The sequence below is a fragment of the Burkholderia crassaminum genome (assembly GCF_964265005.1).
Classification (GTDB): Bacteria; Pseudomonadota; Gammaproteobacteria; order Burkholderiales; family Burkholderiaceae; genus Burkholderia.
This window is the reverse complement of record NZ_OZ183801.1, coordinates 460,996-484,200: the sequence shown is the minus strand read 5'-3', so window position 1 is coordinate 484,200 and position 23,205 is coordinate 460,996. Positions and strand designations below refer to the sequence as shown.

The 23,205-nt window shown below is 65.5% G+C and carries 15 protein-coding genes; 6 read left to right on the top strand and 9 right to left on the bottom strand.

The genetic code is table 11. The features are described 5' to 3' along the window. Window positions 1-3: 3 nt before the first annotated feature. Both ACPTTF_RS35380 and ACPTTF_RS35375 read right to left on the bottom strand, forming a co-directional pair. Window positions 4-1,701, bottom strand: coding sequence for a M4 family metallopeptidase (locus tag ACPTTF_RS35380; protein ID WP_423372219.1), 1,698 nt, complete (start codon window positions 1,699-1,701; stop codon window positions 4-6). Between the two features lie 650 nt (window positions 1,702-2,351). Then, on the bottom strand, window positions 2,352-3,566 hold the full coding sequence (locus ACPTTF_RS35375) for an MFS transporter (protein WP_423372218.1): 1,215 nt from the start codon (window positions 3,564-3,566) through the stop codon (window positions 2,352-2,354). Window positions 3,567-3,976: 410 nt separating this feature from the next. On the opposite strand from ACPTTF_RS35375, the gene ACPTTF_RS35370 reads away from it, so the two are divergent. After that, window positions 3,977-4,507, top strand: a complete 531-nt coding sequence (locus ACPTTF_RS35370; RefSeq protein WP_423372217.1) for a toxin — start codon at window positions 3,977-3,979, stop codon at window positions 4,505-4,507. 41 nt (window positions 4,508-4,548) lie between these two features. Here ACPTTF_RS35370 and ACPTTF_RS35365 read toward each other — a convergent pair whose 3' ends face one another. The 5 genes from ACPTTF_RS35365 to ACPTTF_RS35345 form a co-directional block, all read right to left on the bottom strand. Next, a complete protein-coding gene (locus ACPTTF_RS35365) occupies window positions 4,549-5,298 on the bottom strand; it encodes an SDR family oxidoreductase (protein ID WP_166958137.1) in 750 nt (249 codons plus the stop codon). A 239-nt stretch (window positions 5,299-5,537) separates the two neighbouring features. After that, complete coding sequence (locus tag ACPTTF_RS35360) at window positions 5,538-5,945, bottom strand: VOC family protein (RefSeq protein ID WP_423372216.1); 408 nt, start codon at window positions 5,943-5,945, stop codon at window positions 5,538-5,540. Between the two features lie 209 nt (window positions 5,946-6,154). Next, a complete protein-coding gene (locus ACPTTF_RS35355) occupies window positions 6,155-6,676 on the bottom strand; it encodes a hypothetical protein (RefSeq protein ID WP_166958139.1) in 522 nt (173 codons plus the stop codon). Window positions 6,677-6,733: 57 nt separating this feature from the next. After that, the gene (locus ACPTTF_RS35350; protein ID WP_423372215.1) at window positions 6,734-7,639 is read right to left on the bottom strand and encodes a hypothetical protein; all 906 of its coding nucleotides are present in this window, start codon (window positions 7,637-7,639) and stop codon (window positions 6,734-6,736) included. Window positions 7,640-8,467: 828 nt separating this feature from the next. Continuing rightward, the gene (locus ACPTTF_RS35345) at window positions 8,468-12,802 is read right to left on the bottom strand and encodes a YadA-like family protein (RefSeq protein ID WP_423372214.1); all 4,335 of its coding nucleotides are present in this window, start codon (window positions 12,800-12,802) and stop codon (window positions 8,468-8,470) included. Window positions 12,803-13,942: 1,140 nt separating this feature from the next. Between ACPTTF_RS35345 and ACPTTF_RS35340 the strand changes: the two genes are divergently transcribed. Next, on the top strand, window positions 13,943-14,749 hold the full coding sequence (locus tag ACPTTF_RS35340) for a response regulator transcription factor (protein ID WP_166958145.1): 807 nt from the start codon (window positions 13,943-13,945) through the stop codon (window positions 14,747-14,749). 22 nt (window positions 14,750-14,771) lie between these two features. Here the strand turns inward: ACPTTF_RS35340 and ACPTTF_RS35335 are convergent, their stop codons facing one another. After that, entirely contained in the window at window positions 14,772-16,964 is a 2,193-nt protein-coding gene (locus tag ACPTTF_RS35335; protein ID WP_423372213.1) for a TonB-dependent siderophore receptor, read from the bottom strand. A 463-nt stretch (window positions 16,965-17,427) separates the two neighbouring features. Between ACPTTF_RS35335 and ACPTTF_RS35330 the strand changes: the two genes are divergently transcribed. Next, the gene (locus ACPTTF_RS35330) at window positions 17,428-18,384 is read left to right on the top strand and encodes a mannuronate-specific alginate lyase (RefSeq protein WP_423372212.1); all 957 of its coding nucleotides are present in this window, start codon (window positions 17,428-17,430) and stop codon (window positions 18,382-18,384) included. 55 nt (window positions 18,385-18,439) lie between these two features. Here ACPTTF_RS35330 and ACPTTF_RS35325 read toward each other — a convergent pair whose 3' ends face one another. Continuing rightward, on the bottom strand, window positions 18,440-19,465 hold the full coding sequence (locus ACPTTF_RS35325; RefSeq protein ID WP_423372211.1) for an AraC family transcriptional regulator: 1,026 nt from the start codon (window positions 19,463-19,465) through the stop codon (window positions 18,440-18,442). A 352-nt stretch (window positions 19,466-19,817) separates the two neighbouring features. Here ACPTTF_RS35325 and ACPTTF_RS35320 point away from each other — a divergent pair, with 352 nt between their 5' ends. The 3 genes from ACPTTF_RS35320 (at window position 19,818) to ACPTTF_RS35310 (ending at window position 23,200) form a co-directional block, all read left to right on the top strand. Further along, complete coding sequence (locus ACPTTF_RS35320; protein ID WP_423372210.1) at window positions 19,818-21,065, top strand: dienelactone hydrolase family protein; 1,248 nt, start codon at window positions 19,818-19,820, stop codon at window positions 21,063-21,065. 40 nt (window positions 21,066-21,105) lie between these two features. Next, on the top strand, window positions 21,106-21,894 hold the full coding sequence (locus ACPTTF_RS35315; RefSeq protein ID WP_423372209.1) for an SDR family oxidoreductase: 789 nt from the start codon (window positions 21,106-21,108) through the stop codon (window positions 21,892-21,894). A gap of 67 nt (window positions 21,895-21,961) precedes the next feature. Further along, the gene (locus ACPTTF_RS35310) at window positions 21,962-23,200 is read left to right on the top strand and encodes a styrene monooxygenase/indole monooxygenase family protein (protein WP_423372208.1); all 1,239 of its coding nucleotides are present in this window, start codon (window positions 21,962-21,964) and stop codon (window positions 23,198-23,200) included. The last annotated feature ends 5 nt before the right edge of the window (window positions 23,201-23,205 follow it).

Genomic DNA, 23,205 nt, shown 5'->3' with positions numbered 1-23,205 from the left:
CCGTCAATTCACCCCGACCGCACTCCACGCGCGAGCGACCGTCGCGCTTTCAGCCGAGTTCGTGCCGTACAGGTCGTTCGCCGCCTGGATCGATGCACGTCGCGCGTTCGGGTAGCTGGAGTTGGCGTTCAGATACACGGTCAGCGTCCGGTACCAGATCTTGCCGGCCTTCTCGCGGCCCAGCCCGCTGAAGGTCGTGTCGCCGTTGCAGACCAGTTGCGACTTCGACAGACCGGTATCGGTCGACGGCACCGTCGGGCCTTCGGCCAGCAGGTAGAACAGACGGTTGCCGACGCCCGACGTGAAGTGCGGATCATGGCGCGGATTCGACCACGAGAATCCGCCGGACGGGTAGCAGCTGAACGACCGGCCATCGAGATCCTGCTTGTACATCTTGCGCAGGCCGCCGCTCACCACGCGCGCACCGATCACGTAGTTGCCGGGATCGTTCGGGTTGTTCGCGTAGTACTTGACGAGCGTGCCGAAAATGTCGGACGTCGACTCGTTCAGCCCGCCCGCATCGCCCGAATAGTTCAGGTTGGCCGTGGCTTCGGTCACGCCGTGGCTCATCTCGTGACCGGCCACGTCGACCGACACGACGGGCTTCGGCAGGCTCGTGCCCGGCTGGCCGTCACCGTACACCATGATGTGCGACGGCATCCATGCCGCGTTCGCGCCGGTCGTGCCGCTGCCGGTGTCGAACACCACGTGCGCGAAGCTCTTCACGCCGCGCCCGTCGTTGAAGATGCCGTTGCGGTTGTGCGTCGTCTTGTAGTAGTCCCAAGTTAACGCCAGACCGTAATCGATGTCGGCGGCGACGGTCTGCCGATCGGTGGTCGTGTTGTTGCCCCACGTGTTCGTACTGCTCGTGAAGATCTGCAGGTCGGTCGCTTGCTCGACGTCCTCCGCGATCAGTCCGCGGCCATCGTACACGGAGCCGCTGCCACGGTTCGGATCGAGCATCCGGTACGCGTTCGTGCCCGTCTGGTCGGTGGTGAGCGTCAGGTTGCCGTAGTACAACGAGCGTCCGGTGCCGGTTGCGGCGGCGGTCTTGATCAGGTCCTGTGCGTCGAGCACGGCACCCGTACGCGCATCGACGTAGTACAGCACCGCATCGCCATGCGCGTCGGTCGACTTGCCGTAGACGCGCACCGCGTAGGCCAGCGTCGGCGTGACGTCACGTGCGAACACGACGAGTTCCGCGTCATCGACGCGGCGCACGTCCGAGTTGAAACGTGCGGCCGCGATGCGCTTGACCCTGGCGTTGCCGATATCGGGCGCGTTGCGTACCACGGCGCGGTTTCCGACCTTGCCGATCGTGCCGGCGAGACTGATCGGCGCGAGCTGGGTCACGCTCGCCTGCTTCAACTGCCCCTTGCTCGAATGGACGACAACGTCACCGCCGATCACGGGCAGGCCCGCGTAGAAGCGGTCGAAACGCACGTGCTCGGTGCCGTCGGGATCGACGATCACGTCGCGTACCTCGAATTGATCGCTGTCCGTCGGCGCACTCGCCTGCGGCCCTGCGAACTTCAACGTGCGTGCTGCGCCGCCAGCGGCGAGACTGAAGGCGGACGGGTTCTGCTGGATCAGTTGCAGTGCCTTGTCGACCGTAGCCGACGGGTCGCCGGCCTGGGCAAAAGCACTGAGACTCGCGACGGTAATCGCGGTGATGGACAGCAGGCGAGACAGTTTCTTCATGTAATCCCCCGGGTTATGAATGGGTGATGTTCGAGGAATGCATCGAGTACAGATGTTGATCCAAGACATGTCACGAACTGCAGAGGGATGCTAGAAGGTCATTTTTATAATTACAAGATATTTTCTGACAGATTAATGTTTTCTGTCATTGAAGTTAATCGAGTCATGATTTGGTGAGAAATTTGAAATGATCTCGTCGGCCGCGCTGGCGATATCGACACCGTTGCATCGGCGGGACGTGCCCGGCGAGCCGGGTGCTACTCGGGCAAGGCAGTGCGAGGCGCGGATCAAGCGGGACGGACGAGCGACGTGAAGGCCAGGGTATGGCGGCCGGCACTATTTGCTTTATTAAATATTGATTTTGATTGTTGCCATCCCGGGCGCGCCGATGCGATTTTTAATGCCCCTTCCATTCTCGCCTTTGATGGCGATGCCTTTTAATTCGTAGTGAAAGCCTGAAGAACGGCGTACGAGAAACTGTTTTCTACGAATCTTTCGTTCAAGCGGCGCGGCGCAGCCGACAGCATGGGCGCGTCACACTTGCTCTTGCATCGGGATGTCCGCGCAACGTGAAACGGGCGTGCCGTGGCACGCCGCTGTTTTCCTGGGAGACGCACGCGGCCGATGACCCCTCCATTGACGTCGGCCGCCTATCTGCCCTTCACCTTCACCTGCACCACCAGCCATGTCAGCGTCCCCAGCACGAACACGGCGAGCGTCCACGTACCGCCATGGTGCTGCAGCACCGCCGCCGTCGCGGCGATGCCCGCCAGTCCTTGCTGCAGGAAGCCGCACAAGGCCATCGCGTGCGCGCCATGTTCGTGCGCATCGCTGACGGCGGTCGCCATGCTGTTCGGAAACAGCACCGCCTGGCCGAAAATCGCCAGGCAATACAGCGCGATGAAGATCCACAGGCCGGTGAAATGAGTCAGCAGGCCACCCAGCCACGACGCCAGCATCAACGTGGTTGCCAGCGCAAGCAACGCGGCGCCGGCCTGCATCAGCCGGACCCCGCCGAGCCGTCTCACGAGGCGGTTGACCAGCATCGCCCCGCTGAAATAGGCGATGCCGAGCAGCAGGCCGATACTGCCGAAGCTCGTCACGGCCAACTTGAAATGCTCCTGGAACACGAACGGACTCACTTCCTGCAAGGTGACGGTGGTCGCGAACCCCAACCCGCCCGCGCACGCCGGCCACAGGAAGCCCGGGCGCCGCAGCAGGATCCAGTAAGTGCCGGCCATGCCAGACGTGTTGGCCGTACGGCTTCCCGCCTTCAACGGCAACGCGTACGACAGGCCGATCGCCAGCGCGGCGATGACGGCCATCAGCACGAAACCCGTTTGCCAATGACTGTATCGGCCGATCAGCCCGCCGACGAACTGGCCGCCGCCCAGGGCCGTGATGAAGGCGATCGACAACACGGAAAGGCGTCGCGCCAGTTCGTCACCGCGCCAGTTGTCGCGGACGATGATTCTGGCGATGATCGCCGCACCGCCCCCGCCGATGCCCTGGATGGCGCGCAATACGAGCAGCGCCGGTGCGACCGTGCAGCTGGCGAGCAGCAGGCTGCTGACAGCAAACAGCAGCAGCGAAATAAGCAGCGGGCCACGCCTGCCCCAGCGTTCCGCGGCAGCGCCCCAGAACGGCACCGGCAAAGCTGCGCCGATCACATAGGCGGAGATGGAGAACTCGGCGCCGCCTTGCGTCATCTTCAATTCGCGCATGACGACCGGCAGCGACGGCAGGTACACCGTCGTCGCCATTTGCGCCATGAATACGACCAGGCATGCCAGTGCCATCAGGGAAACAGCCGACGCGGCAGGTTCACACGGCGCGCCGGCGGCAAGAACGGGTTTGTCGCTCATGCCAGCCCCCGATCGGTTCGCGATGCGCGCCCGGTCGTTACCCGTCCGTGCCTACATGACGGGTTCCCGTCGCGGGCGCTATCCGCATGCATGCTCTCCTGCAATCCGGGTTCGGTCGCCATCGTTTCTCTCACTTGATCTTGTCGGGGTTTGCCGCGGCAGTGTGCGGCAAGACTGTAGCGGGTGATTGTACAAAGGCGCGGGCAGCGAAGGGGCGACGTTACTGCCAAATTCAAATGCCCGTTGCGGAGCGGCGAGGATACCCGGCGCGGCTCGCCCCGCCAATGCAACGAGTCTGGCGGAGCAAGCCGGGGCATGGCCGATGTTCGATGACGAACCGCGGCAGTCGAGCGGCCGCTTCGTGCATGAGGCACAATACGCGGCTTCAACATTCAACTGCGGTCAAACCCATGCGCTTCGTCGTCGTTGGAACCAGTGGAGCGGGGAAATCCACGTTTTCCAGCGCACTGGCGGCAGCAGCAGGCTGCCCTTACGTCGAACTGGATCGACTCTACTGGGGCCCCGACTGGACAGCCGTGCCGCCGGAACAGTTCGAGCGCGACGTGCTGGCCGCGACGGCCGGCGACCGCTGGGTCGCCGACGGGAACTACAGCGCCGTGCGCGACGTGCTCTGGTCGAGAGCCACGCACGTGATCTGGCTCAACTTCGGGCGGCGGACGGTATTCTCCCGGGTGCTCTGGCGCACGTTGAGCCGCGGGCTCATGCGCACCGAGCTTTCGCACGGAAACCGTGAGTCGCTGCGGATGGCATTCTCCCGGGAGTCGGTGCTGCTGTGGTCATACACCACGTTCGCCAGGAATCGCGTCAAGTTCGCCGGCCTGCGTGACGACCCGAAATACGCGCATCTGCACTGGACGGAAATCACCCGGCCTTCGCGCACCCGCGCGGTCATCGAGATGCTGGCCCGCACCGGCGCTTGAGCGCGGCGCGCGCGCTTGGGCACTTGAGCGCCGACGGGACATCACTTCACGGCCGCATTGCCGCCGTCGGCGAACAGGGCCGAGCCGGTCACGAAACTGGCCATCGGGCTCGCCAGGAACAGCGCCGCGGATGCGATCTCGTCGGGGTGGGCGATACGCTTCATCGCGTGGAGCCCGGCCGCCCATTCCTTCTGCTCACGGTCTCCGCCCATCGCGGTATCCACCCCGCCGGGCAACAGCGCGTTGGCCCGAATCCCCCGTGCCGCGTAGTCCGCGGTGATGCCCTTCACCAATCCCATCAAGCCGGCCTTGGACGCGCCATACGCGGACATGCCGGGAAGCCCGACGCTGGTTCCGACGAAGCTGGACGTGAAGACGATCGAACCGCCGCCGCGTTCGAGCATCGCGGGAATCTGGTTGCTTGCGCCCAGGAATGCCGCTGTCAGATTGGTGGACAGCGTTTGCTGCCACTCGTCGAGCGAGATGTCGGCGAGCGGCTTGAGCGGCCCGACCGTTCCCGCGTTGTTGATCGCGATGTCGAGACCGCCGAACTCGCGCAGGGCCGCCGCGACGAGCCTTCGATGCGTGTCGACGTGACCGACGTCGCCGGCGCACGCGTACGCCCGCCCGCCCTGACGACGGATCTCGTCGGCAACCTGGTTCAACGTGGCTTCGTTTCGCGCGCCCAATACGATTGACGCGCCGTGCGCCGCGAACATCAACGCGATCGCACGGCCGATTCCGGCAGAAGCACCGGTGACAATGGCGACTTTCCCTTCGAGTACGGTCATCTTCTTCACATCCCGTGAGTTAGGTTAGTCACGGCAATGTAGGTGACCGTACGCAGGCAGACACTCCGTTTCTTGCTTTTGAAGTCCGGTGCGACGGCATCGCAGGTGGTGCGGCTTGGTCGTGTCGCGCGCTGCAGCGATCTGCACGGGATGGAGACCACTCAGCCTTCGCACACTCGCGCGGTCACTGAAATGGTGGCCCGCGCCGGCACTCGAACGCGGTATGACGCTTGCCTGCGTCAGTCGTCGAACGTGCCGTGATATTCCGGCGCGGCATCCGCGCGCGTGTTCAGCTCGAACATCACGCCGCCCGGCGCGCGGCAGAAGAAACGCGAACCGCGCCCGTTGTTGAAGACGTCCGTCACCATCTCGACGCCCTCTTCCCCGAAGCGTTCAAATAACGCGCGAACGGCATCGAGGCTCGGCAGTTCGAACCCGACGTGGAAATTCGTCGGCCATGCGGTCACTTCGTCGCTGACATGGTCGATCACCACGTCGAAGCCCGGGCGCTTGAGGATCCAGGATTTTTCCCAGCTTCCCGCGATCGTGAAGCCGAGGTGCCGCTCGAAGAATTGGGCCGTCGCGAGTGTGTCGGCCGAGGGGAAGCTCAGGTGATTGAGCTTCATGGTTTGCGTATTGGCAGTCATTGCGAGTCTCTGTCATGCGTTGATCGGCGGAGGCCCCATGCCGTTCCGCCTGACGCATTCAGAATACGAGCCGGTGCTCACATTCGACAACTCGCATTGGACGCACGTTTCGACCGCGCGCGAACCCGCGTGATACGGCGGGTTGGAGCGCGGCCGTGAGCGCCACGGATCGCGCTACTCGCATTCGGCCGGGATGTGTCTGGACGGCATCACTTCCGGCACCCACCCACCTCCACTTTCGTGATGATGTCGGCATGATTCGTCTTGATGGTGATCATGCAGACGGAGTCGAGCACGGTTTCATGGCCGTAATAGCCCGTGGCTTGATAGTCGTCCTGGTAGATCGGGGTCTCCGCCACCCCGTTTCCTGCCGGATTCACCCCGGCCACATGGCTGCCGACGTACCGGCTGCCGGTCTGGATGAACGTCTGGTTCGGGCTCACATGAACCCGTGAGCTGTCCCAGAAGTAATTCCCGGTGTAGCTCACCGACTCCGGCGATTGCGATTGCGGCGGCTGATTGACGAGCGGCCGGCCGAACGCCTTGAACGCCACGGATATCGGCTGCCCGACCATGGCTTTGGCCGCCTTCTGAATCGGACTGGGATACATGGTCGCGCATACCGGGCTGGAATCCAGCACGGAACACACATTGGCGCAACCGGCGATGAATGGTATCGCCGCGCACGCCAGCACCATCGACATGCGGTTTCTCAAGACAGGCATCGTCATTCGATCCTCCTTCCGGACAGGTGGAACCCTCGTTGAAAGCGACATGCGCATGCCGCCCTACGTCTTCGCCGCTTCGTAAACCTTCGTCTTCGGATTGAACCGGTATTCGACGACATCCGCGGCGCCGTAGGTCTTTTTCTGACCAGCGTTGTCGATGCCCGTCCCCTTCATCGCCACGCGAAGACGCGGCCAATCGCGGCCCTCGGCCGGCAGGAAAGTCAGTGTCGACGCGCCGGCCGCGCACGGTATGCGGTTGCCGGTACCGGCGGCATCGCATGCCGCGCCGTTGTCGTTGCCGCGAAACACGTTGCCGGCATAGGTCCAGTCGGTATCGTCAGGATTGCTTGACGCATTGGTGCGCTGGTAGACGAACATGCCGAACGACTTGATCCGGGTGCCGGAAGCCAGGTACCAGGTCGGGACCGCCAGCACGATCCGCCCGTCCGGCATGGTCGTGCTCACGGCGGGTTCCTTGTCGTCGATCGTGTCGGCCTTCTCATAGCCGCCAAATTCGCCGATCGAGCGTTCCGACTCGACCATGTTCCAGCCGGCCACCCCGCCGTCCGTGGTCCATTCGAAGGTGGCTTCGGTGAGGGTCACCCGGGCATCGGGCGCCGGCGCGGCGGTTTTCTCCTGTTCGGCGTACTTGTTCGGCGTGTCGTAGGCAAAGCCGGTGAAGTAGTGGCCACCGTTCAGGTCGAACGCGTGGCCGTACCAGTACGTGGCCTGGCTTCCATTGGCGATCTCCATCGTGTCCTCGCCATGTGCGTCCTTCTGGTAAATGCCCTCGAGCACCTGACCAGGCCTGGGCGGCACGGGTGCCGGGCGCTGCGCGATAACGGCCTGCGTCGCCGAAGCGGCCGCCGGCGGCGCATTCGATGCAGGATCGGCGTGCCCGGATCGATCCCCGCATGCCGCGACCAGAAGCAAAACGACGGACAGCCACGCAAACTTCCCGATCATGTGCGTTTACCCCTGTGTGCAGTTCCGTGATGCGTCGCCATGTGACCCGATGCATGCTCACCGGGTGCACCGACGGATATCGCCGGTCGATACCGATTGCCCGGCCGATCGATTCGAGCGCGGGTTCTCGTATTGAACAAATGGTGCGGATTGTCCGGGCACTCAGCGGTAGCAACTGCCGTAACCGGCCGGAAAAGCCGATGGCATGGCGGCGCTCGCCGGGAAGGCAGGCAGCCGGATTTGACGCGGCAACGCGAGGCGCTGCGCGGAAAGCATCCTGTTCTCAGGTTTCATCGTTTTCATTTGTCGTTGTGGGCGCCAATACGGGCTTGGAAGACGTGCTCGGACACGCTCAATGCAGCGTTGCATTGCACCAGCGCCGATTATCTACACAATCGGCAAATAAATCATCCATCGACGGCATGGACACACGTTGTTTCTCGCGGAGAAATGTCGACCGCATTGGGCCGCGACGCGTGAAGTTCGCTGGCGTCTGGCGCAGATCAAGCGCTTTCTTTCACGCGGATGACACATTCCGCCGGGTCACAAGTCGCGCTTGCCGGTCCGGCATGGCCGGTTGCCCGCAGCGATGCCGGCGCCCTGCCGAATCCATTACGCCGGTGTTTGCCGGGTGACACTCGAACATACGATCTGCGGCATCGACCGCCGGACAGGCCCGGCGTAGCCGTATCGATCTTCGCGGCGGACGCATCAAACGACGATGGCCCGGGGTCGACAGACACACCCCGGGCCACGGATTTCCCGCCGGTGCCGGGCATGACAACCACTGCCCGACACCGCCGTTCAATCGATACTGCGCTTACGACATCAGAACTGGTAACCCGCGCCCACCACCGCGCCGAAGTCCGAACGCGTGTTGCCCGTTACCGACGCCTTGACGACCCAGCGGTTGCTTTCCGTCACGTACGAGTACCCGGCGGCGAAACCCTGCTGGCCGTGATAGTTCGACGTCGCCGCCGATACCATCGAGCGGCCCGCGCCCGTCGGTTGCGGCAGGCCGGCCACGGCCATTGCCGATGCCACGCCGCCGTACATGTCCTTCTTCAGGTCGTTGAACGAGTTGTACACCTGGCCGATGCGCTGGTCGGTGTAGCCCTTCGCCTGCGTCGTTGCGGTCGACAGGTTGTCGTTCAGCTGCTGCACGTTCACCGCGTCGGTCGGCGCCGTGCCGGCCGCGACGTTCGTGACCTGGCGCTCGCTGCCCTTCGCACCGACCGAGAACGAATTGTCGCGATCGGCGACGGAGCCCTGGCCGACCGCCACCGCGTTCTTGCCGGTTGCGGTTGCCGTCGTCCCGATCGAGCCCGCATCGGCACGCGCGATCCACGTCGTGTTCGCATCGGTCGCCGCCGCGCGGATCTGGTCGTTGGCCGCCGCGTTCTTCAACGCGTTGTTGAACTGGCCCATGTTGACCGCGTCGTTGTTGTTCACGCCCGCCGCGACACCGGTCAGCACGCGGTCGCCCGCCGTGCCGGAGAAGTTCACGCTGGTGCCGCCGCTGTCCTTCCCGACCGTGATCGCGCCGTTCGGATCCTGCTGCTGCACGAGGCCGGCCTTGCCGTTCGCGATGTTGGTCACGTTCCCCTGCAGGTTCGTGATGTCGGTCGTGTTCTTCGCGACCTGCTGGTTGGTCGCGTAGAGCTGCGAGCCGTTCACCGCATCCGTGCTGGTTGCGCTGAGCGTGCCGGCCTGCACGTTGGTGATGCGCGTGCCACCGGCGCCGCCGAGGGTGATCGAGCTCTTCGAGGCATCGTCGTACTGCACCGCGAGCGCACCCAGCTGGTTGAGGCTCGACTGCACACCCTTCAGCTGCTGGACGTTCACCGCATCCGTATCGGCGGTGCCCGCGGCGACGTTCTTCAGCACGACGGCCGCATTCGTGTCGCCGCCGACGAGCGATACCGAATTCATCCGGTTGCCGTTCGCGTCGACGTCGTACTTGACGACGTTCTTCACGGCCTCACCCGCCTGGTTGGACACCTGCGTGATCTGCTGTTCGAGCGACGTTTTCACGCCCGACAACTGGCCGCCGTTCACCGCGTCCGTGCTGCCCGCGGCGACGTTGCCGTCGGCCACGTTCGTCAGCTTCGTCGGTGCCCCGCCGCGTGCCGCGTTGTAGGCGCCGAGCGTCGGGTCGAACTGCAGCGCGTCCTGCTGCAGCCCGGCGATCGCGGCCGTGTTGCCGGCAATGTTCGTTTCCGCATTGCCGATGCGCGTTTCGTGATTCTCGAGCGTCGTCGTGTTGCCGATGACGCGGCCGTCGAGATTCGTGAGTGCATCGCCGACATTGTTGAACGAACCTCCGCCGACTTTATAGGCCGGCGCGCTGATCGAGCCGTCCGGATTCGCCGTCGCGCCGCCGCCCAGCGCGGCTGCCGTACCGTCGATCGCACGGCGCAGTTGCGCACCGTTCACCGCGTCGGTGCTGCCGGCCGCGACGTTGCCTTCCGCGACGTTGGTCAGGTGCACCGGGCTCCCGCCGTTGCCCGCGCCGAGCGAAACCTGCTTCTTGCTCGCGTCGTCGTACTTCACGGCGAGCGCATCGAGCTGGCTCGTGCCGTCCTGGATCGCCGCGTTCAACTGGTCGACGTTGACCGCGTCCGTTCCGTTCTTGCCGGTCGCGACGTTGCCGATACGTTGCGGGCCGTTGCCGCCGTGGCTCGCATCGTAGGTGCCGAGGTTCGCGTTCCACTGGAGCGCATCTTGCTGGAGCGCCGCGATGTTGCCCGTGTTCGTCGTCACCTGGTTGCCGAGCGTCATCACGTTGTTGCTGACGGTCGTAATCGACTGGTTCAGCGTGTCGGTTGCCTTGCCGAGCTGGCCGACGTTCACCGCGTCGCTCGCGGCAATGCCGTCCGCCACGTTGTGCAGGCCGACCGGCGACTGCGCACCCTTGCCGCCGAGCGTCACACCGCTGTGCGCGTCATCGTCGTACTGCACGGCGTTTTTCGTCGCGTTGCCGATCTGGTTATTGATCGACGTGCTCAGGTTGCCGAGCGTCGTGCTGATGTTGTTCGTCACGCTCGTGCTGAGCGACGACAGGCCGCCGTTCAGTTGCCCGACGTTCACCGCATCGGTATTCGCGACACCGGCCGCGACATTGTGCAGCGTCGTGCCGTTCGTGCCGGCGAACGTCACCGAGTCGAACCCGCTCTGGCCGTCGTACTTCACGTTGCGTGTGTCGGCTGCCTGCAGGTTGCTGATGTTGGTGGTCGCGGTGCTCAGCGACGTGTTGATGCCGGTGACGCTGGTCTGCAGATTCGTGATGTTCGACGCGGCCGTCGAGATCGACGATTGCAGCGGCGCGATGCTGCCGTTCAGCTGACCGACGTTGACCGCGTCGGTGTTGGCGACGCCGGCCGCGACGTTGCCGATGCGTTGCGGGCCGTTGCCGCCGTGGCTCGCATCGTACGCACCGAGGTTCGTGTTCCACAGAAGCGCGTCCTGCTGGAGCGCCGCGATGTTGCCCGTGTTCGTCGTCACCTGGTTGCCGACATTCGTAATCGACTGGTTCAGCGTGTCGGTTGCCTTGCCGAGCTGGCCGACGTTCACCGCGTCGCTCGCGGCAATGCCGTCCGCCACGTTGTGCAGGCCGATCGGCGACGGCGCACCCTTGCCGCCGAGCGTCACGCCGCTGTGTGCGTCGTCGTCATACTGCACGGCGTTCTTCGTCGCGTCGCCGATCTGGTTGGTGATCGACGTGCTCAGGTTGCCGAGCGTCGTGCTGATGTTGTTCGTCACGCTCGTGCTGAGCGACGACAGGCCGCCGTTCAGCTGGCCGACGTTCACCGCATCGGTATTCGCGACACCGGCCGCGACATTGTGCAGCGTCGTGCCGTTCGTACCGGCGAACGTCACCGAGTCGAACCCGCTCTGGCCGTCGTACTTCACGTTGCGTGCGTCGGCGGCCTGCAGGTTGCTGATATTGGTGGTCGCGGTGCTCAGCGACGTGTTGATGCCGGTGACGCTGGTCTGCAGGTTCGTGATGTTCGACGCGGCCGTCGAGATGGACGTCTGCAACGGTGCAATGCTGCCCTTCAACTGACCGACGTTCACCGCATCGGTGTTGGCGACACCGGCCGCGACGCCGCCGATCGTGGTGCCGTTGCTGCCGTCGAGCGTGATCGCCCCATGCGAATCGTCGGTGTACTTCACGACGTTCTTCGTCGCCGTCACGATGCTGGTGCTGAGGCTGTTGCCCACGTTGGTCACGCGCTGGTCGACGTTCGAGATCGTGGTCGACAGCGAGTTGCCGACCGACGTCACGCGCGCGTCGACGTTGGCGATGCTCGTGCTGAGCGTGCCGTTCACGTTCTTCAGCTGCTGGACGTTGACGGCGTCCGTATCGGCCGCGCCTGCCGCGACGTTCTTGAGCTGGCGCTCGTTGCCGACCGCGCCGAACGACACCGCGCCGCCGACCGGTGCGGCCGTACCGCCGAACACCGGCGTGCCGCCGTTGTTCGCACCGACGCTGCCCGAGCCGATGGCCACCTGGTTGTTGTCGTTCGTCTGCGCGCCCGCACCGATCGCCACGGATTGCGTGCCGCCGGCCCGCGTCTGCGTCGCCGCGTCGTACGATGCACCGGCCGACACGCCGTCGCTCGACGTCGGGTTCGCGCCGCCGATCGCCACCGAACGATCGCCGCTTGCCAGCGCCGAGTGGCCGAGTGCGATCGAGCTGGTGCCGCGCGCGTCCGCGACGTTGCCGACCGCCATCGAGAAGTCACCGACCGCGGCCGACTGGCGACCGACGGCGAGCGACGTGTTGCCTTGTGCGACGGCGACCGTGCCGATGGCCGTCGCCGAGTTCGCCAGCGCCTGCGAACCGACGCCGATCGCAATCGCACCGCCGCTGCTGGTGCCGCCCTTGCTGCTTGCATTCGACTGGTCACCGATCGCGATCCCGCTGGTGCCGGCCCGGGCATTCGTACCCATCGTGACGTTTGCCGTGCTCACCGCCACGTAACTCCCGCTTTTGGTCGACACGCACAGCGGGTTCGTCCCGTCGATGCACTGGCCGTTCAGCGCGTTGTCCGGGTTGCCGCGGTCGACAAAATTGTCCGCATGCGCGGCACCCGCGATCAGGACACCTGCGCCTGTGAACATGGCGGCGGCAAGCGCCGAAATCTGCTTCCTCTTCATGGTCTTCTGCTCCGTTTTGTAGCGTCTGGTTTGAATACGGACTACTTAATTTTCTTGAAGGCTTCAGCTGCGATTGCGATTACGATTGCGACTTCAGTGCGGAACCCGATGCCAATGCCCGGCCTGAGCGTGCCGAAGGCGACACGCAGCGCCCGCCCGTAACAACGGGACGTTCGAAAGCCCGGGCACGCCGTTCGCGTTACGGCCCGTTCCGTTAATTCGAGTAATGCATTAGGAATGCATATCGTTTGATATGGGCGAACTCGCCCATCGACTGAATCCGGAGATTCAGCTCGCCGTTATGGTCACCCCTGATTTGATGTCGCGCAGACCGCGACCAACCCCGCTTCTTTTATTTCATCCACGGCAACCGGATTTTCGCGTGAGCGATACGGGCATGCGTCCGGATGCGCATCAACTGATGCGTCGGATCCGAATCGCACAACGTCCGTCACAACCCGCCGTGCCTTGTGTTGCTCTGTGTAACCCTGCACTCAAAGTTCGGACGAATTATGAGACACGATCTAAAATTATTGAAGGTGACATTCTTTATAGATTGTAAAATCCATTACATTCAACGGGTTACGTTAAAAACGCGCATCTCGCAAACGATTTCGCGCCGCCGAAATTAATCCAGATGTTTTGTCGGGCGGACAAATTCTTTGCCGTGGCGGATTAAAGATAAATACCGACAAACGATTTCGGCAGAAAAATCGCCGAGCCGCACGATCGCACGCGACGGTACAAATGAAAATGGCGGAAATGGACAGGCACCAGGGTGCCACACCGCAAACGCAAATCACAATACACGATGAAGAGTTCGAAAAGCGGAATGACGCGAATAGTGCTAATGCGTCTGGCAAGAATCGAAATATGCCCCTACAATTCGGCTCGCATCGATACCGGCAGCCGCACACTTTTCAGCGCGCAACGACGGCAATGCGCCGCGTCTTTACCGGATCGGTGATCAAAACAGGCAGTGCCGGGTATTACGCCGACCGGTTGTCTGTCGCGTAGTTTGGTGAAATCCGAATATCGACGCGCTTGTGCGTCGCCATAGCGCGGCTTCCGACGATTATTCCGTACCGGGCCGGCCACCCGCAGGAACGCAGCCAGCAGCCATTCCAGAACAGGTGCACGATGTCTCCATCGATCTCCGCATTGGGCGACGCCCATATCCTGATCGTCGACGATCAACCCGACCAGCTTCGCTTGCTGATCGACATCCTGCGCAGCACCGGGTGCCGGATCAGCATTGCGTCCGACGGACAGCAAGCGTGCCAGCGCGCGCAGGCGCTCATGCCCGACCTGATCCTGATGGATGTCCGGATGCCGCGCATGGACGGCTTCACCGCGTGCCGGCTGCTTGCCGCCGATCCGCTGACATGCGCGATTCCGGTCATCTTCCTGACCGTGGCCGGCGCGTTGCACGAACGGCTCGAGGGGTTCGATATCGGTTGCGTCGACTATGTGGTGAAGCCGTTCGAGCCGGCCGAAGTGCTCGCGCGGATCCGGGTGCAGCTCAGGCGGGCGAAGCGCGATCGGCCCGTCGACACGGAAAGCCCGTTCGTGGCCGGCAAGGACGACGACATCATCGTGCGCGCGGCCATCCGCCACCTGGCACGGACGCTGAACGATCCGCCGACGGTGGAACAACTGGCACGCGCGGTCGGCACGCATGAAAAGCGGCTATCACGTGCGTTTCGCGACAATCTCGGCCAGACGGTGTTCGAGTATCTGCGGCACGAGCGGCTGCGGATCGCGCAGGATCTGCTGGATTCGACGTCGCTCAGCATTGCAAGCATCGCTAAGGAAATCGGTTTTTCCACGCCGGCGAATTTCGCGACCGCATTCCGCGAACGTTTCGGCCTCACGCCGACCGAGTGGCGGCGTCAGCGCCACGCCGGCGAACGTGCCGCGCGTCGGGAGCCTCAGCGCGGCGCGTAGCACGCGGTCCGCGCGTTCGCGATCACCAGTTGTATTTCGCGCTGGCCAGCACGGTCCGCTCGTTGCCGAACACGCACACGGTGTACGACTGGCAGCCGCTGACATAACGCCGGTCGAACAGGTTCGCGACGTTCAGCGCGAACCGCCAGTGCGGCATCTCGTAGTGCAGCGCGACGTCGACCAGCGTCACGCTCGGCACGGTCAGCGAGTTGTCGGGTGCGCCGGCCGACGCGCTCTGGTAGCGCACGCCGCCGCCGAACCCGAGACCCGACAGCGCGCCCGTGCGCCAGGTCCAGTCGGCCCACATCGACGCCATCTGCCGCGGCAGCGGCACGGCCACCGGCCAGTTGTTCAGCGACGCGTCGTTCGCCTGCACGTTCTTGACGTCCTGATAGACATACGACGCGACGACCGACAACTCGCGCGTGACCTTGCCGACCGCGCTCAGCTCGATCCCGCGCGAGCGCACCTTGCCGGTCTGCACGGACGTCGTGCCCGTCCGGTCGAGATTGACCGGCGTCGGCGTCACGACGTTGGTCTGGTCGATCTGGTAGACGGCCGCACTCAGCATGAGGTTCCTGCCGGGCGGCTGCCAGCGCAACCCGGCTTCCGTCTGCGTGCCGCGGGTCGGCTTCGGCAGGCCGCCGCCATACAGGCGCACGCCGATAACGGGATCGAACGACGTCGAATGGCTGACGTACGGCGACAGCCCGGCGTCGCCCTGATAGGTGAGCCCGACCCGCCCGGAGAAGGCACTGACGTCCTGCTGCGCCTGCGTGCCGGCCGTCCGGTCGTCGAACCGCGCATTGACGAAATCCTCGCGGCCGCCGAGCGTCAGCGTCCAGCGCTGCCAGCGGATCTGGTCCTGTGCGTACACGCCGAACGTGTTCATCGCCGTGTACTGGTCGACGTGGCCGAGCGACGTCGGGCCGGAGAAAATCGCGTCCGTGACGGGCCGGTACACGGGGTGATACAGGTTGAGCGACGGCGCCAGCGCGAGCCATACGCTGTTGGTCGTCGTCTGCCGGTCGTATTGCACGCCGAGCAGCAGCGTATGGTCGAGCGGCCCCGTGCCGAAGCGCGCCTGCGCGTGGTTGTCGATATCGAGCCGGCTGTAGTTGAGCTGGAACAGCCCCGCGAAACGCATCATGTTGGTGGTGCTGCGAGGCGTGAAGCCGTTGCCGAACACCGTCGCGTCGTCGAGCGACAGGTGCGACCAGCGCACGTCCTGGTGCAGCGACCAGATCGCATTCACGCGGTGCTCCAGCGCGTAACCGAGCGACCACTGCTTCTTCCGGTAGTCGTTGAACCCGGGGTCACCCATGTAGAGATCCTGCGACAGGCGGCCGTTCGGGTTCGGCAACACCGTGCCCGACGCGGGCAGGAAGTTCGACGAGATATCGCCGCTGTCCTGCAGGAACGTCGCCGAGAGCGTCAGCGACGTGTCGGCGTTCGGCCGCCAGCGGAACGACGGCGCCAGCGCGACACGCCGGTCGCCGTTCGGGCCGGTGACCGCGTTACCGTCGCGCGCCACGCCGACGAAGCGATACGCATAGCGGCCGTCCGGGTCGAGCGCATCGCCGACATCGACCATGAATTGCTTGCGCGCGTCATTGCCGATCTCCACACCGGCTTCACGGACGCGCTCGCCGTCGGCGAGCTTCGTGTGCGCGTCGACGATCGCGCCGGGCTCGCCCGCGCCATACAGCACCGACGTCGGCCCGCGCAGCACCGCGATCGAATCGATCGTGTACGGGTCGACGCGCCAGTTCGCGATGACGGCCGTATTCGGCGCCGCCACGCCGTCGACGTACAGCGTCGGCGTAAAGCCGCGCAGCGCCGCATACCAGTCGGTGCGGCTGTCGGCGCCGAACGTCGCGAATCCCGGCACGTAGCGCAGCGCCTGGTTCAGATCGGTCGCGCCGGTCATCTCGATCTGCTGCGCGGTCACGAGATTGATCGTTTGCGGGACTTCAGCCACCGGCGTGTCGGTCTTCGTGCCGGCCGTCGTGCGCAACCCGACGAGCCCGCTCGACGAGCCGTCGGCCTTCCCCGTCACGTCGATTGCCGGCAGCACGGCCGCCGCCGCGCCGGCCGGCGGCGCCGCTGCCGCACCCGATGCCTGCGCGTGCGCGCCGCCCGCTGCCGCCACGTACAGCGCGCTGCCGGCTGCGATCGCCATTGCGCGTCGCGCCGCACCCGTCCCCGTTACCATCGTTCCATGCTCCGTCGTGCTGGCGGCCGATTCGGCCCGATCGCGGCGCGACGCACCGCCGGCGTCCGCCCTGTGTTGTCATGCTTGCGATGCTGGTTGCGCGCGAGTCGGCATGCTCTGGCCAATGGCGTCGTTCGCGAGCGCAGCGATCATACCGGGCGAACGTAACGCAGTCTTTAAAAAAGTGCGCCGGCGCTCGGCGCGTGAAAGGCGGGGCCGGCCCGGGATCGATCCGTGCCGTTGCCGCCGGGAAAGGCGGGTGAAAGACGGGGGCGCTAGACTGCGTGCGCCCCGCGAGCGACCGTGTACTGCCCGGCCCTGCGCGCATCACCAGGCTTCGCCAGGCATTGCCTCGCTTTGCCGAGTTTTACCAAGCACGCACGTCCGGCGTCGCGATGTTGTCGGCCCCGGGGTCGGCTTCCGTGTTTGCCACGCCATCGTCACCGTCACCACCGAGGACCGTATGCGCCGCCTGTCGACTCGATCGCTGTTCATCACGCTGCTCGCCGCGGGCGCACTCTTCGGCGCCGTGCCGCCGGCCCGCGCCTGCGACATACCGGCGGCCGTCACGACGATCGATCCGCCCGGCTACTATGACGACGCCGCCGGCTATGCGCGCGCCGTGAAGCCGATGCGCGATTTCATCGCCCGCCTCAATGCGTCGGCGGACAACGGCGACTGGTCGTGCGTGGCGAGCCTGCTGGAAAGCTGGGCGCGGGCCGATGCGCTGATGGGCCGGATCTCCGGTTATCAGGGGTACTACGAGCGTTCGTGGGCCGGTACCGACTTCGCGATGGTGATCCTGCGCATGCCGCACGACGTGCGCGAAACGAACCGCGCGCGGTTCGACGCGATCGATCCGTGGCTCGAACGCATCGCGATCGCCACCCGCGATGCGGAGGCGATCAACCATTTGCACAACAACCTCGTGTACTGGGCCGGGCTCGACCTGATCGCCATCGGCACCGTGACCGGCAACACGAGCCTCGTCGACTCGGGGCTGCTGCGGGTTCGCGAAGGCATCCGCGACATCGGCCCCGACGGTTCGCTCGCACGCGAAGTCAGGCGCGGCAACCGCGCGCTGCACTATCACACGTTCGCGCTGCTCCCGCTCGTGTTCGCGGCGGAACTCGTGCAGCGGCGCCATATCGATCTCTACCGGGAAAACGACGGCGCGATCGGCCGCCTGGCGAACCTCGTCATCGATTCCGTCGACCATCCCGCGAGCTTCACGGCCATCACGCCGGTCAAGCAGGACCTGTTTCCGTGGACGTTGCGCGATGAACTGAGCTGGGTCGAGCCGTACTACGCGCGCTTTCATGACGCTCGCCTGCCGGCGATCATCGCGCCGCGCCGCCCGTTCACCGAATGGAGGCTCGGCGGGAACGTGACGGCAGCCTGGGGCGTGCCGCTGCCGTAGACGCCCTTCGGGCGTCGCGTCCCGCCACGCGGCAAGCAGGCTGACGCCTGCAGCACTAGCCCCGCACGCGCCGCATCCTGAGCGTCGCCGACGGCGACTCGCCGAACGCCCGCTTGTACTCGATCGCGAACCGCCCGAGGTGCGCGAAGCCCCATTTCAGCGCGACGTCCGTCACCGATGCGAACCCCGGCGTATCGTCGGCCAGCAGTTCCTCACGCACATGCTGCAGCCGCAACTGCCGCACGAAGCCCATCGGCGTGATCCCGTGGCGATGGCGGAAGCCGGCGAACAGCGTGCTCGGGCTGACGCCGGCGAGTTCGGCGAGCCGCTCGATCGTCAGCGGCTCGTCGAGATGGGCGCGGATGTAGTCCTCGACGCGCCGCACATAGAACGGCGCGAGCGCCACCGGCAGGTGCCGCGTGCCGTTGCGCGCGCTGTTCGGGTGGCCGTGCAGCAGCAGGTTGAGCAGCGTCGATTCGAGCTGCTCGAAGGCGAGCGGATGACGCAGCGGATGCGCGTCCGTCGCAATCGCGCCGGCGAGGATCGGCAGCATCTGCGCGAGACAGGTCCCCTGCTGCGACGACAGGCTGAATTCCGGCTCGAATTCGACCGGTGCGCGCCGGTCGTCGCCGAAATGCCGCTGCGCGTGGCGCTCCATCACTTCGCGCTCGATGCGCAGGATGACTTGCGGGCACGCATCGCCCCACCGCATCTTCAGCGACAGCGTCGGCGAGATCAGCGACGCGGTGCCCGGCGACGACACGAAACGCGCCGACCCGCACTCGATCTCCGCGTCGCCGCGCAGCGGGATCTGCAACAGGAAGAAGTGCTCGAGCGGCCCGGGCTCGATGCTGACCCCGCCGCCATAATCGAGCAGGTTCAAGGACAGGTTGCCCCAGCGCGCATGATGCATGCAGCTGTGCAGCGCGCGCGATTCGCCGGTCGGCGTGAGCCGGTGCGGCTTGAATACGTCGGCGACACGTGCGCGAACCTCGTCGACATCGTTCGACTGCAGCAGCAGGTTGTCGTGATTGAAACAGGCGGTGTCGGCCAGCCAGCCCGTTCCGGAAAATTGCGCCATCGATGTTCTCCCGTCATGCTCGATTGCACTCGCGCCGTGCATGCGTTCCCGGTATGGGGGCATCCGCCGCACGATCCGGATAGCGCCCGGAGTATCCGGACAGTCCGGCCGCCAAAGCACGCAAGTCCCGCGCAAACGACGCAAGAAGCGGACCGTTCGCGCATCGTAGAAAACTGTGCGGGCATTCCGCATCCGCACATACCCGCAGTCAGCCGTGCGCCTGCCCACGCGCGGCGGCCGGTGCAACAGGTTTCCGGAATTCGCGGATACCGGCCGAAGAAAGCGGATAGAAGCACGCATTTCGTCCGCCAATACTGGGCTCGTCGCAGCAATGAATTCAATGGAGGGACAGATGAAAGGACGTCATATCGAGATTCCGTCGCCGGACGGCGGCGCGTTTCGCGCGTACCTGAGCACGCCGGCCGGCGGCACGGGGCCGGGCATCGTGCTGTGTCACGAGATCTTCGGCGCGAACGCGACGATGCGGGAGGCCGCCGACTACTACGCGGAGGAAGGCTATACGGTGCTTGTGCCCGACCTGTTCTGGCGCCAGGCGCCGGGGATCGAACTCGGTCATGCGGCGGCCGACGTCGAGCGCGCGATGGCCCTTTATCGCGAATACGACGAGAACAAGGGCGTCGAGGACATCGGCGCCGCGCTGGACGTGCTCAGGCAACGGCCGGAATGCACGGGCGCAGCCGGCGTGCTCGGCTACTGCCTCGGCGGCAAGCTCGCCTATCTCGCCGCGTGCCGGCTGCCGGGCGTGGCCGCGGCGGTCAGCTACTACGGCGTGGGCATCGAGCAGGCGCTCGACGAAGCGTCGCACCTGCAGGGTCGCCTCGTGCTGCAGATCGCGGGGGAGGACCGCTTCTGCCCGCCCGACGCGCAGCAGCGCATTGCCGCAGCACTGTCCGGTCGCGACGGCGTCGAAGTGTATGTGTATCCGGGCGTCGATCACGCGTTCGCGCGTGTCGGCGGCGATCATTTCGACAAGTCCGCCGCGGTCATGGCCCACCAGCGTGCGATCGCCGCGTTCCGTGCCGCGCTCGGCCCGCACTACGACCTGTCCACACTGTGGGAGGCGCATCTCGAACACGAATTTGCCACGCGCAACGTCGATGCGACGATGGCCACGATGGTCGCCGAGCCGTACGTCAACCATGTTCCGACGCTGACGGGCGGCGTCGGCTACGACGAGCTCAAGCGCTTCTACACACATCACTTCGTGCATGCGAATCCGCCGGACACGACGATCACCCCGATCTCGCGCACGATCGGCGCAAGCCAGATCGTCGACGAGCTGCTGTTCTGCTTCACGCACACCACCGAGATCGACTGGATGCTGCCGGGCGTCGCGCCGACCGGCAAGCGCGTCGAGATTCCCCTCGTCGCGATCGTCAAGTTTCGCGGCGACAAGCTCTATCACGAGCACATCTACTGGGATCAGGCGAGCGTGCTCGTGCAGATCGGCCTGCTCGACGCAGCCGGCCTGCCGGTCGCGGGCGTCGAAACGGCCCGCAAGCTGCTCGACGAAACCGTGCCGTCGAACGGCCTGATGCGCCGCTGGCAGGACAGCGAGCCGTCGCCAGGTGTGCATTGACGCGCCCCTTCCCTCACCCAACGATTCACGGAGACACCCCATGACTGCCCTTGCTGGCAAAGTCGCGATCGTCACCGGCGGCGCCACGCTGATCGGCGCCGCGGTCGCGCAGGACCTGAGCCGCGCCGGTGCGTGCGTCGCAATCCTCGATCTCGATGCGGACAACGGCGCGCGCGTCGCTGATGCGCTCGGCGAACGGGCGATGTTCGTCGCGCTCGACATCACCGACGATCGCGCGATCGAGCGCGCGGTATCGGCCATCGTCGAACGGTTCGGCGCGATCGACGTGCTCGTCAACCTCGCGTGCAGCTACGTCGACAACGGCATCCAGGCGACCCGCAACGACTGGCTCGCCGCGATGGACGTCAACGTCGTGTCCGCGGCGATGCTCGCGAAGGCCGTGCATCCGCACATGGCCAGGCGCGGCGGAGGCGCGATCGTGAACTTCAGCTCGATCTCGGCCCAGTGCGCGCAAACCGGCCGCTGGCTGTACCCGACGTCCAAGGCGGCGATTCGCCAGCTCACGCGCAGCATGGCGATGGATCTCGCGCCCGAGCGCATTCGCGTCAACTCGGTGTCGCCGGGGTGGACGTGGTCGCGCGTGATGGACGAGATGACGCACGGCGACCGCGCCAGGACCGATCGCGTCGCCGCGCCGTTCCACCTGCTCGGCCGCGTCGGCGATCCGTCGGAGGTCGCTCAGGTCGTGACGTTCCTGTGCAGCGACGCGGCAAGCTTCGTGACGGGCGCCGACTACGCAGTGGACGGCGGCTATTCCGCGATGGGCCCCGAACAGGCGGTGCCGGCCATTCCGCGTCTCGCGGAGTGACCGCTGCCCGCCGCCGTTTTCCGCAACCCTTCTTCCGGCCGGCATCCGGCCAACCAAGGACAACCCCATGAGACGCATCGCCATCGTCGGCGCCGGCCAGTCCGGCCTGCAACTCGCCTTCGCCCTGCTCGACCAGGGCTACCACGTCACGCTCGCGACCAATCGCGACGCCGACGAGATCCGCACCGGCAAGGTCATGTCGAGCCAGTGCATGTTCCATACGTCATTGCAGATCGAGCGCGACCTCGGCCTGAATACCTGGGAGGAAGCGTGCCCGTCCGTCGAAGGGATCGGCATCGCGGTGCCGCATCCGGACGGCAACGGCCGCAAGGCGATCGACTGGTCGTCGCGGCTCACCCGCTATGCGCAGTCGGTCGACCAGCGCGTGAAAATGGCCGACTGGCTCGACGGCGTGCGGCGCCGTGGCGCGGACGTGCGCATCGGTGACATCGGCGTGCCCGAACTCGAGGAACTGGCGCGCAGCCACGACCTCGTGCTGCTCGCGGCCGGCAAGGGCGAGATCGTCAACCTGCTCGGCCGCGATGACGCGCGCAGCGCGTTCGACCGCCCGCAACGCGCGCTGGCCCTCACCTATGTGAAGGGGATGACGCCGAGCCAGCCGTATTCGCGCGTGCGCTTCAACCTGCTGCCCGGCATCGGCGAGTATTTCGTGTTCCCCGCGCTGACCACGACGGGCCCGTGCGAAATCATGGTGTTCGAAGGCATTCCGGGCGGCCCGCTCGACTGCTGGGCCGACGTGAAGACGCCCGAGCAGCATCTGGACCGGAGCCTGTCGTTCCTGCAGCAATACGTACCGTGGGAATTCGAGCGCTGTCGCGACGTCGAGCTCACCGATCCGAACGGCACGCTGGCCGGACGCTTCGCGCCGACGGTGCGCAAGCCGTTCTTCCGGCTGCCGTCGGGCCGCACGGTGTTCGGGATGGCCGATGCGGTGGTCGTCAACGATCCGATCACCGGCCAGGGCTCGAACAACGCCGCGAAATGCGCGAACGCGTATTTCGACGCGATCGTCGCGCGCGATGCCGCGCCGTTCGGCGAAGACTGGATGCTGCAGACGTTCGAAGGCTATTGGGCCTATGCGCAACATGTGGTGCGCTGGACCAACTCGCTGCTCACCCCGCCGCCGCCGCACATCCTCGAACTGCTCGGCGCGGCCGGCCAGTTGCCGTCGCTCGCCGCGGCGATCGTCGACGGCTTCGACGATCCGCGCCGGTTCTCGCCGTGGTGGTTCGAGCCGTCGGCCTGCGCGGCGATGATCCGCGAACACAGCGTGCGTGCGGAGTGACCGGC